Annotated in this window: 15 protein-coding genes; 5 read left to right on the forward strand and 10 right to left on the reverse strand. The window is 71.1% G+C overall.

The annotated features are described in order from the left end of the window. Positions 1-454 precede the first annotated feature (454 nt). Positions 455-1240, forward strand: a complete 786-nt coding sequence (locus tag ABD901_RS02390) for a hypothetical protein (RefSeq protein WP_380137462.1) — start codon at positions 455-457, stop codon at positions 1238-1240. A gap of 476 nt (positions 1241-1716) precedes the next feature. Beyond that, the gene (locus ABD901_RS02395; protein WP_345120622.1) at positions 1717-2397 is read left to right on the forward strand and encodes a GNAT family N-acetyltransferase; all 681 of its coding nucleotides are present in this window, start codon (positions 1717-1719) and stop codon (positions 2395-2397) included. 294 nt (positions 2398-2691) lie between these two features. Here ABD901_RS02395 and ABD901_RS02400 read toward each other — a convergent pair whose 3' ends face one another. The 7 genes from ABD901_RS02400 to murJ form a co-directional block, all read right to left on the reverse strand. Next, the gene (locus ABD901_RS02400) at positions 2692-3873 is read right to left on the reverse strand and encodes an N-acetylmuramoyl-L-alanine amidase (protein ID WP_345120624.1); all 1182 of its coding nucleotides are present in this window, start codon (positions 3871-3873) and stop codon (positions 2692-2694) included. A gap of 252 nt (positions 3874-4125) precedes the next feature. Beyond that, positions 4126-4461, reverse strand: a complete 336-nt coding sequence (trxA, locus tag ABD901_RS02405; RefSeq protein ID WP_345120626.1) for a thioredoxin — start codon at positions 4459-4461, stop codon at positions 4126-4128. Positions 4462-4493: 32 nt separating this feature from the next. Beyond that, the gene (trxB, locus tag ABD901_RS02410; protein WP_345120628.1) at positions 4494-5420 is read right to left on the reverse strand and encodes a thioredoxin-disulfide reductase; all 927 of its coding nucleotides are present in this window, start codon (positions 5418-5420) and stop codon (positions 4494-4496) included. 92 nt (positions 5421-5512) lie between these two features. Continuing rightward, the gene (locus ABD901_RS02415) at positions 5513-6430 is read right to left on the reverse strand and encodes a hypothetical protein (RefSeq protein ID WP_345120630.1); all 918 of its coding nucleotides are present in this window, start codon (positions 6428-6430) and stop codon (positions 5513-5515) included. After that, entirely contained in the window at positions 6427-7023 is a 597-nt protein-coding gene (gene sigM / locus ABD901_RS02420; protein ID WP_345121136.1) for an RNA polymerase sigma factor SigM, read from the reverse strand. The genes ABD901_RS02415 and sigM overlap by 4 nt, the downstream gene beginning before the upstream one ends. Positions 7024-7089: 66 nt before the next feature. Then, entirely contained in the window at positions 7090-8607 is a 1518-nt protein-coding gene (locus ABD901_RS02425; RefSeq protein ID WP_345120632.1) for a protein kinase, read from the reverse strand. A 774-nt stretch (positions 8608-9381) separates the two neighbouring features. Continuing rightward, entirely contained in the window at positions 9382-11307 is a 1926-nt protein-coding gene (gene murJ / locus ABD901_RS02430) for a murein biosynthesis integral membrane protein MurJ (protein ID WP_345120634.1), read from the reverse strand. A 157-nt stretch (positions 11308-11464) separates the two neighbouring features. Here murJ and ABD901_RS02435 point away from each other — a divergent pair, with 157 nt between their 5' ends. Both ABD901_RS02435 and ABD901_RS02440 read left to right on the forward strand, forming a co-directional pair. Next, a complete protein-coding gene (locus ABD901_RS02435) occupies positions 11465-12940 on the forward strand; it encodes a CCA tRNA nucleotidyltransferase (RefSeq protein WP_345120636.1) in 1476 nt (491 codons plus the stop codon). A 195-nt stretch (positions 12941-13135) separates the two neighbouring features. After that, positions 13136-13987: a hypothetical protein gene (locus tag ABD901_RS02440; protein WP_345120638.1), complete on the forward strand. Its 852-nt coding sequence runs from the start codon at positions 13136-13138 to the stop codon at positions 13985-13987. On the opposite strand, the gene ABD901_RS02445 is transcribed toward ABD901_RS02440, so the two are convergent. The 3 genes from ABD901_RS02445 to ABD901_RS02455 form a co-directional block, all read right to left on the reverse strand. Further along, the gene (locus ABD901_RS02445) at positions 13981-15345 is read right to left on the reverse strand and encodes an MFS transporter (RefSeq protein WP_345120640.1); all 1365 of its coding nucleotides are present in this window, start codon (positions 15343-15345) and stop codon (positions 13981-13983) included. The two genes, ABD901_RS02440 and ABD901_RS02445, sit on opposite strands and share 7 nt — an antisense overlap. A gap of 110 nt (positions 15346-15455) precedes the next feature. Next, positions 15456-16976, reverse strand: coding sequence for a flotillin family protein (locus tag ABD901_RS02450; protein WP_345120642.1), 1521 nt, complete (start codon positions 16974-16976; stop codon positions 15456-15458). A gap of 24 nt (positions 16977-17000) precedes the next feature. Then, positions 17001-17501 carry an NfeD family protein gene (locus tag ABD901_RS02455; RefSeq protein WP_345120644.1) on the reverse strand — a complete coding sequence of 167 codons (501 nt, stop codon included), beginning with the start codon at positions 17499-17501 and terminating at the stop codon, positions 17001-17003. An 81-nt stretch (positions 17502-17582) separates the two neighbouring features. On the opposite strand from ABD901_RS02455, the gene ABD901_RS02460 reads away from it, so the two are divergent. Continuing rightward, positions 17583-18071, forward strand: coding sequence for a methylated-DNA--[protein]-cysteine S-methyltransferase (locus tag ABD901_RS02460; protein ID WP_380137474.1), 489 nt, complete (start codon positions 17583-17585; stop codon positions 18069-18071). The last annotated feature ends 12 nt before the right edge of the window (positions 18072-18083 follow it).

Consider the following 18083-nt stretch of genomic DNA (forward strand, 5'->3'; position numbering starts at 1 on the left):
CGAGCGGCGGGCGTGGGCGGAAGCGCGGCGTGGGGGCAGGAGCGCGCCGCGTGGGCGGGAGCGGCGGCGCGGACGGGCGGTGGAGACGCATGGCGGCGGGGGTGTTTCGAGTCCGCGCGAGGCGTGTGCGGGCGGCTGGGAGGAGTAGCGCGGGCGAGGTGCCGAAATGCGGCGTTTGGAAAGGCTCAGGGGCCGAAATCGGGGGCCGGAAGAATCTTGAGAGAACGGCTCCCACGGAAGACTGTCCACAGGGGTTATCCACAGGCTGACCCGTTTCACGTGAAACCACGTGCTAGACCGGCTGACGGCCTGTGGATGAAGGCGCGCTCAGTCGGGCCTTGTTGAGATGCGGAACGGGCGTCATCCACAGCGGTCCTGTGGATAACTTCCCGACACGGTGATGGCTGTCCACAGGGTGCGGACACCGGCCCCGCGGTCGGCTAGGGTCGGCTTCGTGCCTGAGACGCCAGCAACCCCGGCCAATCCCCCGGCCGATTCTTCGCGGTCGGCCCAGCAGCTGCCCGCCTTCACGTACTGGCCGACCTTTCCGTTCGAGGGCGACCTTCGCATCAAGCGCCTCCTCGATCCCGTGCCGGTCGAGCCGCCCCGGCACGGTGACAACCCGGCCGAGTGCCGGGCCTGTGCGGCGCCCGATGAGGCGTACATCTGGGTGAGCGACCGCTGGCGGGTCCGCGCCCTCGACCGGCCGACGGGGCTGCCCGCTGTGCTGATCCTGGAGTCCCGCTCGCACCTGGACCTCGGCGACCTGCCCAACATGCTCGCGGCCGAGCTCGGCGTGATGACGGTCCGGCTCGAGCGCGCGATCCGCTCGCTTGACGGCGTCGCCCGGGTTCACGTGAATCGTTGGGGTGACGGCGCGGCACATCTGCACGTGTGGTTCCTTGCGCGGCCGTATGGGCGGCTCCAGCTCCAGGGCACGTTCCTCGCGCTGTGGGACGACATTCTGCCGCCGATCCCGGAGGACCGCTGGCGGGAGAACCTTGCGCTCGTGGCGGCCTGGCTGGCCGAGTTCGGTGGGCGGCCGCTGGCCGAGCCGCCGCGCATCAACTGGACCGCGCCGGCGAGCCTCGCGAAGGACCAGGGCGATCGGGATGACCAGGCCGAGGAAGAGCTCGAGCCCGCCGCGGCCGCCGAGGAGAACGACGACGTGGTGGTGCCGGAGCCGGCCGCCGGAAACGCCGACGACGCCGAGGAAACTCAGGACAAGCCACAGGGCTGAGGACGCCCGACGACACGCCATCGGGACGCCGACCGAGGACGCTGCCCGGAACGCCATCGGGACGCCATTGGGACGCCGACCGAGCACGCCGACCGGAATGCCATCGGACGCGACGTTCGGGGGCGGCAGTGCGAGAAATTGGCCACCGTCCCGACGGTGAGGACACGCGGCCCCTGGAGATGAACGCGCGAGGGCGGACGACAGCGAGGCGGTCGCGGACGACGCGCGCCGAGGCCGTCGGCTTGACGGCGGGGGTTCGTAGATCTTCATCGCCGTCGAACGTGCTGGCCCGGGGGCGAAAGCGCTCTGGGTGAGATCGGCGGGTGACGGGGAGAAGGAACTGCTGTCCCGGGGTGCGGAGGTGGGCAGCGCTGAGCGTCTCAGGGATGAGGAACTGTGGGCGGACGGCTCCCACGACGGATCGTGAGTGCGTACCATCATGACGAGCTAATGCCGGGTGCGGTGGAGATGGGCCAATGTCGCGACGTCTCGTCAGTTTGACGCTCGACACCCTCGAGGATCTTCCTCGATCGTGCCGCGATTGCGTGTTCTGGGAACTCGATCCGGTCGCGGCCGAGCGTGCCTGCGCCAACGGCGACCCAGGGCTGGAGAAAGAGGCCTGGGTCTCGCAGACGCTGCTCGAGTGGGGGTCCTGCGGCAAGCTCGTCTACGTCGACGGGATGCCGGCGGGGTTCGTGATGTTCGCGCCGCCCGCATACGTGCCGCGGAGCATGGCGTTTCCGACGTCGCCGGTCTCGCCCGATGCGGTGCTGCTGATGACGGCACACGTGGTCCAGCCGTTCGCCGACGGTGGGCTCGGGCGCATGCTCGTCCAAGGGGTCGCGCGAGACCTGACCAAGCGCGGCGTGAAGGCGATCGAGGCGTTCGGGGACGCGAAGTTCGGCGAGGTGGACGAGGCCGGGCGCAACGAGCGCGGGTGCCTGGCGCCGGCGGACTTCTTCCTGTCGATCGGCTTCAAGACGGTGCGGCCGCATCCGCGCTATCCGCGGCTGCGGCTCGAGCTGCGGACGGCGTTGTCGTGGAAGTCCGACGTCGAGTACGCGCTGGAGAAGCTGCTCGGGTCGATGAGTCCGGAATCGCTGCTTCGTCCGGTTCTTCCGGTTCGTCCCGCCACGAGGGAAATGACATCGGGCTGAGCGCCGAACCTGCGCTTGCCGGCAAATCAAACCTGCACCACAACCGACCTGCGCTTGCCGGCAAATCGACCCTGCGCCACAACCAACTGTGCTCGCAGGCGAATCGACCCTGCGTTCACAGCCAACCTGCGCCACAACAAAACAGCCAACCTGTGCCCACAACAAACAGCCAACCTGGTGCCCGCAACAAAAAACGACCCTGCGCCGACGAGTGACCAGCGCAGGGATCAGGACGAACGGGTGCGGGGGGAGCCGGGTAGGCACATGGGGTACACCCGGGGAAAATGCGAAAAGTCAGGCAGTCGCTGCGGGGGACGAATTCGTCAGCGCGCGCAGCAGGCTGACGTCGATCGAACCCGTCGGGACGTCGGCCTCGACCGGCAGGTACATCCGCTGCACCGCCGCCATGATGGCCTCAACGACGCGGTCGCGGAAGGCCGGGTCGATCAGCTGGCGGCGGTCGCCGGGCGAGGTGAGGTAGCCGACGTCGACTCGCACGGCGGGCATGCGGGTCAGGCGTAGCAGCTCCCACGTCTTCGCGTGCGTGTGGCAGTCGCGCAGGCCGGTGCGCATGACGATCTCGCGCTGGACCAGGCCGGCCAGGCGCTCGCCCACGACCGAGGTGGGGCCGGAGACCGAGCCGTAGTGGTAGGTGGCGACGCCGTCCGCCGTCGGCGTGTGGTGGCTGTCGATGTGGATCGAGATGAGCAGGTCGGCGCCGAGCTCGTTGGCGAGCTGGACCCGGTCACGGTCGCTCAGAGCCACCGTAGGCTGCGGACCCCTGGTGAGGTTCACCCGCATCCCCGCGGCCGCCAGACGGCCCTCCAGGCGGGCCGCAAGGTCGTACACGAGGTCGGCCTCCACCCACCGCAGCGGGCCGTCGGGGACGACGTTGCCCGCGTCGGGGCCGCCGTGGCCGGGGTCGATGACGATGCGCTTGCCGAGCAGGGTCGGTCCGGACTCGCGGAACGCCTCCGCCTCGCGCAGGAGCTGCGGGCGGCCGCCGATGACCTTGCGGCCGAGGCGGCGCAGGGCGCCGACCGTGGCGGGGCCGCACTCGCCGTCGGGGCGCAGGCCGACCTCGCGCTGGAACTGGGCCACGGCGTGCGCGGTGCGTCCGCCGTAGATGCCGTCTGCGCGGCCGGGGTTGTACCCCATCTCGAGCAGGCGCTCCTGCAGCTGGCGCACGTCGTCGCCGATGTAGGGGTCGGCGACGGTGTGGAAGAGGGCGCGCTGGCCGAGCCGCCAGCGGGCCGCGTCCAGGGCCCGCCATGTCTCGTCGCCGACCTCGCCGTCGACGGTCAGGCCGCGGCTCTGCTGGAACGCGCGCACGGCGCGCTCGACGTCGGCGTCGTATGCGGGGTCGCTCGCCGACGGATCCGTGGACGGCAGGTCCTCCAGCAGCTCCAGCACGACAAGAATGCTGCGGATCTCGGCAACCGCCGCTCCCCGCGCTCCGCGCCGGATAGCCCGCATGTGGTCCTCCTGACAGCCTGTGACCCCGCGACGGAATCGTACGTGCCCGGCCGAGCACGCCGTTATCGGGCGAATGACCCGCGCGGCGCCGCGCCCGCGAGGCAGCGTACTCCCACCGCCTCCACGCCGCGCTCCGGCGAGCCGTCACGCCGTGTGCGCCCTGCCCCGCTTGGGGCGCCTCACACACCGGAACAAGCCGCCCCGCCTCCGAGCGGTCCGGAGGCGGGGCGGCGGTGATGTTGTCCGGGAGCGTCAGGCCGGGTCGAGCGCCGACTCGATCAGCCGGACCAGCGCGCTCTTCGGGTTGGCCCCGACGACCGAGCGGAACGGCTCGCCGCCCTTGAACACGGTCAGCGTGGGCACCGAGAGGACCTGGTAGGCCCGGGCGGTCTCCGGGTTGCTGTCGATGTCGACCTTGACGATCTTCACCTTGTCGGCGAGCTCGCCTGCGGCGATCTCGTTCAGCATGGTCTCGATCTTGCGGCACGGCTGGCACCATTCCGCCCAGAAGTCCACCAGAACCGGAATATCCGATTTGAGGACGTCGACCTCGAAGGTCTTGTCACTGACGGGCTGGATGGCTCCCATGCGCTCTCCTTCTCTTGAGCCTGCTGACGCTGCTACAGCGCCGCGATGAAACGCTCGGCGTCGAGGGCCGCGGCGCAACCGGTGCCGGCGGCGGTGATGGCCTGCCGGTACGTGTGGTCGACGACGTCGCCGGCGGCGAACACGCCCTCGATGTTGGTGCGGGTGCTCGGCGCGGCCACCTTCACGTAGCCGTCGTCGTCGAGCTCGACCTGCCCACGGAACAGCCCGCTACGCGGGTCGTGACCGATCGCGACGAACACGCCGGCGACCGGCAGGTCGCGCTCCTCGCCGTTCGCCACGTTCTTGACCCGCACGCCGCCGACCCGGCCGCCGCCGTCCAGGACCTCCGTCACCACGCTGTTCCAGAGGACCTCGATCTTCTCGTTGCCCAGGGCGCGCTCGGCCATGATCTTGCTGGCCCGGAACTCGTCGCGCCGGTGGATGATGGTGACCTTGGTGGCGAAGCGGGTGAGGAAGGTGGCCTCCTCCATGGCCGAGTCGCCGCCGCCGACGACCACGATGTTCTCGTTGCGGAAGAAGAAGCCGTCACAGGTGGCACAGGACGACACGCCGCGGCCGAGCAGCTCCTGCTCGCCGGGGACGTGCAGCGGGCGCCACGCCGAGCCGGTGGCCAGGATCACGGCCTTGCCGCGGTACTCCAGATCGCCGACCCAGACGCTCTTCACCGGGCCCTCGAGGGCCACGCGGGTGGCGTCGTCGGTGATGAACTCGGCGCCGAACCGCTCGGCCTGCTTGCGCATGTTGTCCATGAGCTCGGGCCCGTTGATGCCGTCCGGAAAGCCGGGGAAGTTCTCCACCTCGGTGGTCGTCACGAGCGCGCCACCGGACGTGACGCCCTCGATCACCAGCGGCTTGAGGTTGGCACGGGCGGCGTAGACCGCGGCCGTGTACCCAGCGGGGCCGGACCCCACGATGATCAGGTTGCGGACGTCATCCACGGTCGACTCCTCGATTTCAGCCTGTGCCAGCAAAACGTCATCCTACGAACCGGCAATTCCCCTTGGGCGGTGACTGGTGTGCCACATCACCGCTACGGGGCGATGGTCCGGTACCGCTCGTCGGCGATGGCACCGCCGATGCCGCAGTCGGGCCCGACCACGACGATGAGCCGCTTGCCGGCGCCGACCCGCGTGCCATCGACGATCACCACCAGCGCCGCCTGGCCCTCGAACGCTGCGTAGTCGACCAGCGACACCTGACCACCGTATTCCCCGGTGATGGCGGCGAGGCACGCGGCCCGGGCGGCCGGCTGGCTGAGCCGGGTGAGCGGGCTGGGCACGTTGGTCGGCGCGGGCGCCTGCGCGACCATCGGGGGTGTCCCCGCCGCCTCGCCCTGCAGGTTCTGGCTGTTCGTGCTCTTCTGGCCGGCCTGGCCGGCGAGCTGGCCGAGCGTGCCGCGCCCGTAGTCGCGCCCGCTGCTGATCACGCCGCCGCCAGGCTGGGCGGACAGGTCCGCGCCTGACCCCGAGCCGCCGGCCGCGCGCGTCTCGCGGGTGTCGTTCGGCGCGGCCGCGGGGGCCGCCGAGTCCGACTTGGTGTCGGACATCACGTCGGAGCGCAGCGCCTGCACGCCCACCGCGCCGCACACGAGCGCCGCGGCGGCCGCGGTCAGCCCGACGGCCCAGCGCATCCGCCGCCGTTTGCGCGCCTCCCGCGCCCGGGCCAGATCAACGACCGGGGCGTCCGCCGGGGGCGCGGTCACCGCCGACGCCAGGGCCGCGTCCAGTCGTTGCTGCACATCCAGCGGTACCGCGGGAGCCTCCGCCCCCAGCGCGTGCAGCTCGTCGCGCATTGCCGCGTCGGCGGTCACGAGCATCGCGTAGGCCTCGGCCCAGCTCGTCTCCGTGCTCACCAGACGGCGCACGTCGTCCGCCTCCGGGGTGCCGTCCAGCGCCCCGCCGACGAAGTCGGCGAGCCGGTCGAGGTCGGCTTCGGAGAAGGCCGTCACGCGCCGCTCTCCTTTCCGGACGCAAACGGGAGGTCCGTGTTCACTGGTGATGGGACGCGGCCGCCGTCGACCGGGTTCCGCAGGTGGCCGAGGAGCAGGGCCAGCCGGGCCCGGCCACGCGCGCACCTACTCTTGATGGTGCCCTCCGCGACGCCGAGGATCACGGCGGCCTCGGCCACCGCATACCCCTGCACGTCGACCAGGACCAGCGCGGCGCGCTGCTCGGCGGGGAGCTGCCGCAACGCCTGCTGGACGTCCATCGCGGTGTCGCGGTCGGTCGCCGGCGCCGGTGTGACGTCGGTCTCGGGCAGCGGCACGGTCGGCCGGGCCTGCCGCCGGCGGACCCGGTCGAGGCAAGCGTTCACCACGATGCGGTGCAGCCAGGTCGTGACGGCGGAGTCACCGCGGAAGCCGCTCGCCGCGCGAAACGCCGACAGCAGCGCGTCCTGCAGCGCGTCGGCCGCCTCCTCGCGGTCGCCGAGCGTGCGCAGCGCCACCGCCCACAGCCGGTCGCGGTGGCGCCGCACGAGCTCGGAGAACGCATTGGGGTCGCCCGACGCGTGGGCACGCAGCAGCCACGCGTCGTCGCGCATCTCGCGCGCACCCGACCCCGCAGCGTCCACGGCACGCACCTTATCGATCGGGGCCGGTCCGTGGGGTCACTGCACGCGGACGGTTATCTCTCCGATAGCCACTCGGTATCCGCCGGAGCTCTCCTTGGGCAGCTTCGTGATCCAGACCATCAGGTACCGCGTCTTCTGCTCCGGCCCGTTGAACAGCATCGTGGCGCCCATGCTCTGCCGCGGCTGCCCCACCACCTGGTACTGCTGGACGGTCGCCTGGTCGCCCTGCGTGGTGCTGCCGAGGTCGGCGTCGCCGTAGCGCAGCTCGCCGTCGGCGCCGGGCGTCTGCAGGATGACCTGCACCGAGCTGACCTGCTTGGCCTCGCCGAGGTCGATCCACACGCCCATGCCGGACTTCTTGCCGCCGAAGTCGGCCTTCGTGTATCGGTCGGTCTTCCACACCGTGGTGGGATTCCCGTCCACGGTGTTGTCGGCGTCCTTGAGCTCGGACCGGCTGCCCTGCGGGTCGACGATGCGGACCTTCGACGGGTCGATCTTGAACTCCACCGGCTGCCCCGGCGGCTTCACCTGCTGCGACGTGCTCGCATTGGGCGCCGCGCTCGCACCGGGCGTCTCCGGCGTTGCCGGGTCGCCCAGCACCCGCGCCGCGGCCAGCGTGCCGGCCAGCGCGAGCACGAGCAGGCCGACGACACCGACGGCGAGCTTGCGCCCGGCCGGCTTCGGCGGCACGGGGGACGCCGCCGCGGAGTCGAAGGCGTCGAAGTCGACGCGCCCGCCCTCCTCGGCCGCCATGTCTTCCTCGTCGAAGCTGCCGAAGGAGGCGAGCTCCCCCGCCAGCGACTCGGCCGACGGCAGCGGAAGTTCACCGTTCAACAGGTCGGCGACCAGCGAGTCGAGGTGCGCGGGCACGCCCGCCCGCACCTGCCGCGGCGACTGCAGCGCCCCGGAGGAGTCGCGAACCCCGTCGGGCACCGAGTAGGAGCCGGCCTCGGCGTGCGGCCAGTACCCGGTCAGCGCGCAGTACAGGATCGCGCCGATCGCGCGGATGTCGGTCTCGGGCGTGGCGCCGTCGTCGGCCCGGGCGTCGGTGAGCACCACCCGCCCGTCGTGCGCGACCAGCACGGTCCCCGGGTGCACGTTTCCGTGCGCCATCCCGGTGCCGTGCAGTGACGCGACCGCGTCCGTGACGGCCCACGCGATGGCGACCGACCGTCCGGCGTCCAGCGGCCCCTGGGCGACGATGTCACGCAGGGCGATCCCGTCGACCCACTCGCGCACCACATAGGCGCGCACCCCTTCGTCGATCGCGTCATACACGCCGACGAGGTGCGGATGCACGATGCGGCTGGCGGCGACCGCCGCGGCCAGCATCTCCTTGGCGCTCTCCCCGCCGGGATAGCGCAGGACCACCGCCACTGGGCGGCGCAGAATGACGTCGATGCCGCGGTAGAGCTGCCGGCCCAGCGAGTCGTTGCCGATGTGCTCTTCGAGCTGGTATCGCTCGGCAAGGATTTCACCGACGGATGGGGTGCCGAAGGTCAGAACCTGAGGGACGCCCCTCGAAGCCTGCAGCCCTTCGTCGAGCTCAGCCACCCGTCCTCCCTTCCGATCCGTGTGCCGTACTTCATCGCTGACCAGAACGGCGTCCGTCGTAACGCGAGTCGCAGTCACTAAGCCTAAGCGCTTCGGCAGGGCGCCGGGGTTGACCTTACCTGTCGCCAGTTCGGTGTCCGACACGTCATCATCTCCGGACCACCCCGCACGAGGCCAATTGATCACCCATGTCCCGACATGGCAGCCATTTACTCTTTACCTACATTTCACCGAATAGTCGCAGCTGGCCGCACCGCCCCCAACACGCCGTTTGCGCGTGAGGCCGCCCACAATCTCCGCGAATGTGACAAATCACCCAGTTCGCTGCACCGGCCCCTGCGAACCGCACACCAGTCAGGCGCACCAGATTGCTCGCGCGCAACCCCAACCGGCCATTTCACCCGTCCGAGCCGATCTCACCCGATTCCCCCCGTCGCCGTCCTACCTCCACACGGCCCCCACCCGACACACGGGTTAAGCCGCGCGGAACACCCTCGCCGCGGCCGCACTCGTGCCGCGGCGGTGCAGGCGACGGATCGTCGAGGGGGGTTGCGCGGGCGGTGCGGATGCGGCGGTGCGGATGCGGCGGTGCGGACGCGGCGCGGCGGCGGAGGCCGGCCGGCGAGGCCGGCGAGGCGGCGCGGCGCCCGACAGGGGGGCGTCGTGGGCTGGCGGAGGGTCGGTGGATCCGTACGGGCGCTAGCGCGGCGGCGGAGGCCGGCTGGCGGGGCCGGTGAGGCGGCCGGCGAGGCGGCGCGGCGCCGGCCGGGCGCGTCAGCGGCCCAGGCGAGAGCGGATCATCCCCGCGAACTGCCGGACCTCCGGCACCTTCAGGAAGACGGCGCCGGCCGCATACGCCGCGAGCAGCACCGCGCTGCCGAACAGCAGCTGGACGATGCCCTGCAGCTTGCCCGGGTCGATGATCTGGGCGATCAGCCACGAGACGGCCAGCGCGAGCAGCGAGGCGGCGATCGCGGCGGCGCCGAGGCGGATCAGGGTGTCCAGGAGGCGGCGCAGGCCCAGGCGGCCGAGCCGCCGGCGCAGCAGGACGTAGCCGACGATCAGGGCGACCACGTAGGACAGCGCGGTGCCGACCATCAGCGACGTCGTGACGACCGCGACCGGGAGGATCACGTAGAAGCCGATGTCCAGGAACAGTCGGACGGCCACGCCGCCGATGTTGACCAGGGCGGGGGTCTTCGTGTCGCGCAGGGCGTAGAAAACGCTCGTCTGCATCTGGCTCAGGGCGAACGGGACCAGGCCGAGGCCGGCCGCGGCGACCACCGAGCCGGTGGCGAGGGCCTGCTCGTAGCCGTAGTTGCCCCAGTCGAAGAGGGTGACGGCGAGCGGGCGGCCGAGGACGACGTAGACGGCGGCGGCGGGGATGAGGATCACCGAGGCCAGGCGGCTGCCCTGGGCGAGCTGGTCGGTCACGTCGCTGAAGCGGCCGTCGGCCGCCGCGGCGGAGATGCGGGGCATGATCGCGGTGATGACGGAGACGGCGACGATGCCGTGGGCCATCATGAAGATCAGGAACGCGTTGTTGAAGACGGCCGGGCCTTCGCCGCCGCGGAGCTGGTTGTTCTTCGCCAGGGCCATGACGACGGTGATGCCGAGCTGGTAGACGCCGACGTAGAGCAGCATCCAGGCGCCGAGCTTCGCCAGCTCGCGCAGGTGCAGCTTGCGGAAGTCGAAGCGCCACTTCCAGCGGAAGCCGGTCTTGCGCAGCGCGGGCCACAGGCCGGCGGCCTGCACGATGATGCCGAGCGTGGTGCCCAGGCCGAGCACGAGCACCTGGGTGAGGGTGATCGTGTCCGGGGTCGGCAGGCCGCCGCCGCGCACGAGCATGAACACGCCGGCGGTGACGATGATGACGACGTTGTTGAGGATCGGCGTCCACATCGGGGCGGCGAAGTGGCCGCGGACGTTGAGGATCGCGGCGAAGATGCCGGCCAGGCCGTAGAAGAAGATCTCCGGCAGCAACAGGTAGGCCAGTAGCGTGATGAGGTCGCGGTCGGCCGTGGTGACCTTGTCGTTGCCGAGCGTGTAGATCGCCGTGATCAGCGGCGCGGCGAGCACCACGATGAGGGTGGCGGCGCCGAGTGCGACGGCGGCCAGGGTGAGCAGGCGCTGGGCGTGCGCCTCGCCGCGGTCGGGCTCGTCCTTGCGCGCGCGCACGAGCGTCGGGATGAGCACGCTGGCGAGCACGCCGCCGAGCAGCAGCTCGTACACCTGGTTGGGCAGGTTGTTGGCCAGCGTGTAGTCGTCGCCGACGACCTTGCCGCCGATGGCCGCCGCGATGGCCGCCGCCCGCAGGAAGCCCGTCGCCCGGCTGACCAGGCTCAGGATCGCCATCGTGCCGCTGTTGCGCACGACGTTGCCGGTGCTGTCGTCCTCGGCCGTGGGCGGCGGAGCCGACTCCTCCACGAATGGGGCGTCGGCGACGATCCGCGGCGTGATCACCGGCAGGGCGACGGTTGGCGCGTTGGCGGGGTCGAGCGGAATGCCCTCCGGCCGCCGGCCCACGTGCAGCCGGACGGTCTGGCCCGGATCGTCAGGCACGGGCTGGGCGGGCAGAATGACCTGAGTGGGCTCGTCGGGGGCGCGATGGGCCCCGCCGCCGCCGCCGGTCGGCCGCAGCCGGACGGTCGGCTCAGTGCTCCAGCTCCCGCGCTGTGCCGGGTCCGTACCCGGTTCCATTCGCCACACCTCGACTCGGCCCGTGCTTCTTCCGCAGCACGAACCATAGTGGCACCCTCCGACACTTCTGGGGCGGCGCGGATTTGACGCGACGGGACGCACATCGGGCCGCTACCCTCGGTGCCTGCTTCTTCCGTCGCGATAGGCTGACCGACCAATGCCAGAGACCAAAGAGAAAAGCGCCGTGGCAACCGACCGTAACCTCAGCGAGGCTCAGCGCCGTGCCGTGCACGAGCTGCTGCGAGTCTCCCCCGTCGCCGACGAGCTCGGCCGGCGGTTCGCCAAGGCCGGCCACGAGCTGCACCTCGTCGGTGGCTCGGTCCGTGACGCGCTGCTCGGGCGCCTGGGCGACGACCTGGACTTCACCACCGACGCCCGGCCCGAGGACACCCTGCGCATCATCAAGGGCTGGGCCGAGTCGGTGTGGACCACCGGCCAGGAGTTCGGCACGATCGGCCTGGCCCGTCACGGGCTGCGCATCGAGGTCACGACGTTCCGCGCGGACGCGTACGACCGCGTGAGCCGCAACCCGATCGTGCGCTACGGCGACAGCCTCGCCGAGGACCTGCGCCGCCGCGACTTCGCCGTCAACGCGATGGCGGTCTCGGTGCCGGGGCACGAGTTCACCGACCCGTACGGCGGCCTGAACGACCTGGCCGAGCGCGTGCTGCGCACGCCGGGTGCGCCGGAGGAGTCCTTCGCCGACGACCCGCTGCGCATGCTGCGCGCCGCACGGTTCGTCAGCCAGCTGGGCTTCACGGTGGCGCCGGAGGTGCGCGCCGCGATGGTCGCCATGGCCGGCGACCTGGCGCGGATCACGGCCGAGCGCATCCGCGACGAGTTCGTGAAGCTCATGTGCGGCGCCGACCCGATGGCCGGCCTGCGGCTGCTGGTCGACACCGCCCTCGCCGAGCAGTTCCTGCCGGAGCTGTCCGGTCTCAAGCTGGAGATCGACGAGCACGCGCAGCACAAGGACGTCTACGAGCACACGCTGACCGTCGTGCGCAACGCGATCGCGCACGAGCGCGACGGCGCCGACTTCACGCTGCGCATGGCCGCCCTGATGCACGACATCGGCAAGCCGGCCACGAAGGCGGTCGGCCCGGACGGCGGCGTGAGCTTCCACCACCACGAGATCGTCGGCTCCCGGCTGACCAAGCAGCGGATGAAGGCGCTGAAGTTCCCCAAGGACGTGATCTCCGACGTCGCCGAGCTCGTCGCGTTGCACCTGCGCTTCTACGGGTACGGCCGCGGTGAATGGACGGACTCGGCCGTGCGCCGCTACGTGACCGATGCCGGTCCCCTGCTGCCGCGGCTGCACAGCCTGACGCGCTCCGACGTGACCACCCGCAACCGGCGCAAGGCGGCCCAGCTGGCGGCCGACTACGACGCGTTGGAGGAGCGGATCGCGCGCATCGCCGCCGAGGAGGACCTGGCCCGCGTGCGGCCCGACCTCGACGGCAACGCGATCATGGAGCTGCTCGGGGTGCCGCCCGGCCCGATCGTCGGCCGCGCCTGGCGCTACCTGAAGGACCTGCGCCTCGAGCGCGGCCCGCTGGAGCACGACGAGGCCATTGCCGAACTCCTCCGCTGGGCCAAGGACGAGGGCATCACGCCACCCGAAGCTCGGTGATCTGCGCGCCCAGCTCGGGCGCCATTGATAAGCCGTTGTCGGAACCCCGACCACGGGTCGGTCGTGCATGTGGCGATTCAGTTGGTTCTGCACCTAGACCGGGTCCGCTACCGTCGCTAACACAAACCCCCGGACCACCCCCGGACCCCTTTGAACCTGGAGGCAGACATGCAGCCGTGTCCCAACTGCGGCGGCATGGGCATTGATGCGAACGGCTACTGCACGCAGTGCCGCACATATCGAGGCGTCCCGCAGGCGCCCCAGCAGCCGACGAGCGGCACGCCCTACAGCGGCGCACCGTACGGCGGACAGCAGCCCTATGCCGGCTACCCCGCGAGCTCCGTACCGTCATATTCCGACCCGGTCAGCGCGCCGCCCACCGCATACGGCGCGACGTACGGGGCCGCACCGTCCGGTCCCAGCCGGAACAAGTTCCTGATGCCGGTCCTGGCGCTCTCGGGCGTGCTGGTCGTTCTCGTCGCGGCGATTGTCGTGGTCGCGGTGCTCAAGAACGGCGACGACCCCAAGAACCCGCAGGCCGGCCCCACCGGCACCGCCGCGAACGCGGACGCGACCGCGACGGGCAAGACCAAGCCGTCGGCCGCGATCGACGAGTGCCTGGTCGGCACCTGGACCACGAAGACGTACACCGAGAAGACGGCGATGGACACGGTGGGTACCGTCGAGTTCTCGCTGAAGGAGAACGGCTCGACGGTGAAGTTCGCCCCGGACGGCAAGGCGACCGAGACGTTCAAGAACAGCACGTTCCAGGGCAACCCGACGATCCAGGGCCAGTCGGTCCCGATCACGATCATCGCCAACGCCACCGTGACCTCGAACGTGGCCACGACCAGCGGCAGCCTCGCGTACTCCAACGTTGCGGCGACGGGCACCCTCAACACGAAGGCGCCGTCGATCAACTACGACGAGACCGAGCCGTTCCAGGCCAACGACGACCCGGCGAAGTACACGTGCAACGGCGACTCGCTGAGCATCACCACCTCGATCTTCAGCCAGACGCTGACGAAGTCGAGTTCGAGCTACTGATTCGCGGGTGAGACCGCCCCGCCGGGGCCGGCGATGTCGTCGCCGACCCGGCGGGCCCAGCGGCCGCCGAGGGCCGCATACGCCGCCGCGGCCAGCACGTAACCGACGGCGACCACGGACAGCATCGCCGCCGAGTGCCCGGTCTCGGGCAGGGTGAGCGCGCCGAGGTAGATGCCGACGACGAGCGTCACGTTGAACGCGGTGTCGTTGATGCTGAAGACCCGCCCGCGGAACTCGTCGGCGCACTCGTGCTGCAGCGACGTGTCGGTCACGATCTTGATGCCCTGCGCGGCGAGGTTGATGACGAAGACGGCGCCGAGCAGCAGCGTCGGGTCGAACGGCAGGCCGAAGCCGAGGACTGCCGCACCCGTGCCGGCGAGCACGATGGACACCCACCGCCAGCCCCCGATGCGGCGGCTGAGCGGGGGCGTCACGAACGACGCGAGGAGCATTCCGGCGCCACCGGCCGCAAAAGCATTGGCGATGGTACCGAAAGAGCCGCTCACGTCCTGGCCACGGTTGAACTCCGTGCGGAACAGCAGCAGGCTGGCGAGCAGGATCACGCCGTACAGCAGCCGGAACATCGCCTGCGCGAGCACCAGGTAGGCGGCGCCGCGCTTGGCGGCGAGGTGCCGGACGCCGGCCACCGTCCCGCGGCTGGTCTCGCCGATCGCGGAGACGATCGAGCCGTGCCGGCGGTCCTCGGCGTCCGGCCCGAGCTCGTCCGGGCCGTACGAGACCCGCCCGACCAGCGCGGAGACCAGGTAGAAGGCGGCGGCGCCCGCGGCGACCAGCGCGTAGCCGTGGAACGACGTCGCCAGGACGGTCTTGATGAGCGCCGCGCCCGCGCCGATGCCTATTGAGAAGCTCAGCGAGCCCAGCGTCGCGGAGAACGAGTTCGCGGTCACGAGCATGTGGTCGTCGACCACGTGCGGCGTCGCGGCGGACAGCCCGGCCAGGAAGAACCGGCTGAGACCGATGACGACCAGGGCGAGCAGGAAGGGCACCGGCGACTTCTCGCCCTGCCAGATGTAGAGCGCGATCGGCAGGACCAGGCCGGCCCGCACGAGGTTGGCCACGCTGATGATCGACCGGCGCCGCCAGCGGTCCAGGAAGACCCCGACGTAGGGCCCGATCAGCGAGTACGGCAGGAGCAGGATCGCGAACCCGGCCGCGATCGCCATGCCGCCCGCGCGCTGCTCGGGGTTGAACAGCACGCTGCCGGCGAGCCCGCCCTGGAAGAGCCCGTCGCCGACCTGCGCGATCATGCGGATCGCCACCAGGCGGCGGAAGCCTCGCTGCCGCAGCACGGCGCGTACGAAATGCGCCTGTGCTTGGGCGGCGACGGTGGCGGACACGGCAAAAGCCTACGGCGCCAAGACCCGGACGCGAGTCGCACGAACGGAAGAGGGCCCGCGCCGAGCGGCGCGGGCCCTCCCCCGGGATGACCGGTGGTGCAACCGGACGGTCAGGACTTCGGCGCCTCGACCGCCGGTCGGCCGTTGACCGGCTCGTCGTCGGAGCCGAGCCCGCCCAGCCGGCTCAGCAGCTTCGGCAGGTCGATGCCGGTGAGGTCGGTGCCCAGCTGCAGGCCCTGGGCCACGTTGCTGGCCACCGACTTGGTCAGCGACGACGCGCCGTCGGTCGAGATGACCGTGATCTTGTCGATGTTGCTCATCGGGTCGCTGGCGGCCTTGACCACGTCCGGCATCACCCGGACGAGCAGGTCGAGGATGGCCGCCTCGCCATACGTGGCGAACGCGTCGGCCTTGAGCCGCATCGCCTCGGCCTCGGCCTGGCCGCGGGCCAGGATGGCCGAAGCCTCGGCCACACCCTCGCGCTCGAGCGCCTCGGCGATTGCGCTGCGCCGGCGCTGCTCCGCCTCACCTTCCTTGGCACCCTCGATGGCGTTGGCCTCGGCGAGCGCGGCGCGGCGGGACCGCTCGCCCTCACCGGTGAGGCGGGCCTGCTCGGCGGAGGCCTGCGCGGCGGCAATGGTGGCCTGCCGCTGCGCCTCGGCCTTGGCGATCAACGCGTTCTTGGCCGCCTCGGCCTCCTGCTCGACGCGGTACCGCTCGGCGTCGGCCGGCTTGCGCACCTCGGTGTCGAGCTGGCGCTGCTTGAGCTCGGCGTTGCGCTCGGCCACCTTCTGCTGCTCGGCGAGGATCGCCTGGTCGCGCTCGGCCTGGGCGAGCGGGCCGGCCGCGGCCGACCTCGCCTTGGCCGCGTCGATCTCGGCCTGGATGGAGGCCTGCTTGAGGGACAGGTTGCGGTTGGCCTCGGCGATGGCCTCCTCGGCCTTGAGCCGCTCGGACTCGGCGGCCTGGCGGGCCTGCGCCTCGGCGATCGCCGCGTCGCGCAGCACGCGGGCGGCCTCGGGGCGGCCGAGGTCGGCGAGGTAGGAGCCGTCGGCGAAGATGTCCTGCAGCTGGAAGGTGTCCAGCACCAGGCCCTGGTTGGTCAGCGAGTGCTCGGCCTCCTCGGCGACCGCACTGGCGAACGCGGTGCGGTCCCGGATGATCTCCTCGATGGTCAGCCGGCCGACGATCGAGCGCAGCGCGCCGGCGAGGACCTCGCTGGTGAACAGGTCGATGCCCTGCTGCTGGTTGAGGAAGCGCTGCGCGGCGGCGCGGATGGCGTCCTCGGTGCCGCCGACCTTGACGATCGCCACGCCCTGCAGGTTGGCGCGGATGCCCTGCTTGCTCACCGCGCCGGTGATCTCGACGTGGATGCGGCGGCTGGACAGGTCGAGCACCTGCAGCCGCTGCACGATCGGCACGACGAAGACCGAGGCGCCCATGACGACCTTCTGCCCCGACAGGTCGGTCGAGCGCGAGCCGTCGACGCCCTGCACGGACTTGCCCTTGCGGCCGGTGACGATGAACGCCTCGTTGGGGCCGGCCACCTTGATGCGCGAGACGATGAAGATCACCAGGAACAGGATCAGCAGCACGCCGCCGCCGATCGCGATGAGCAGGACGGTATCCATCCGCTTCCTTCTTCTTCCGGAGGTTTAGAGGGGGGTTTCTTCCACGATCACGCTGGTGGGGCTCGTAGCCTCCACCACGAAAATCCGGGCGCCGAGGGGTATCGGGCGGTCGGCGCGGGCGCTGAGCTTGACCGGTTGGCCGCCGAGGGAGATCCGCACCTCGCCGAAGCCGTTGCCGGTGATGGGGGTGACCACCACGCCGGTCGTGCCGATCATGTCGCGCTGGGTGGGGGTCGCGTCGGTGCGCATGTTCATCGCCAGGCGGGCGAGCCGGGTGGCGACCCAGGCGGTCGGCAGCGCCGCCACCACGCCCGCGACGACGGGCACGAGCAGGCCGTCGGAGCCGGTGATCGCGCCGGCCGCGGCGCCGGCGAAGCCGAAGGCGCCGATGAAGCCGGCGACGGCCGGAACCGAGAACGGGCCGGCCGCGTCGGGATGGCCGAAGTGGAAGACGTCGCCGATGAACACCGACAGGGCCAGAACCACGACACCGACACCGCCGATGACGAGGAACGTCGTCTCCACGGCCCCTCCCCTCGCCGACAATTGGAGGGTAGTCCCGCCGTGCCACTCGAGTCGTCCGGCAAAAGGCGCACAATTGGCGCCGTGCGGTGGGTAGAGGTGCAGGCGCCGATCGATGCGCTCGGCGTGGCTGTGGACGACGCGGGGATATGCCGGGTGCAGTTCGGCGGCGTTCCGCCGAACCGGAACGTTTCGGAGCCCGACGAGGTGCTGGCCCGGGCCGTCGACGAGCTCACGCGCTATTTCGCCGGCGAGGACGTTGCATTCACGGTGCCGTTGTCGGTCACCGGCGGCTCCGAGTTCGAGCGGGCCGTCTGGCGTGAGCTCTACGCCATTCCGTACGCCGAGATGCGCACCTACGGCCAGATCGCCGCCGCCGTCGGCGACCCCGACGCGGCGCGTGCGGTCGGCACCGCATGCAACCGGAACCCGATTCCGGTGATCATTCCCTGCCATCGCGTGGTCGGCGCCGACGGCAAGCTGGTCGGCTTCGGCGGCGGGCTGTGGCGCAAGAAGGTCCTGCTGGAGCTCGAGGCCCGCGTGCGCATCGAGAAGGAGTTCGGGCTCGGCTGAGCAATTGCAAAG

The organism is Dactylosporangium darangshiense (assembly GCF_039537565.1).
Classification (GTDB): Bacteria; Actinomycetota; Actinomycetes; order Mycobacteriales; family Micromonosporaceae; genus Dactylosporangium; species Dactylosporangium darangshiense.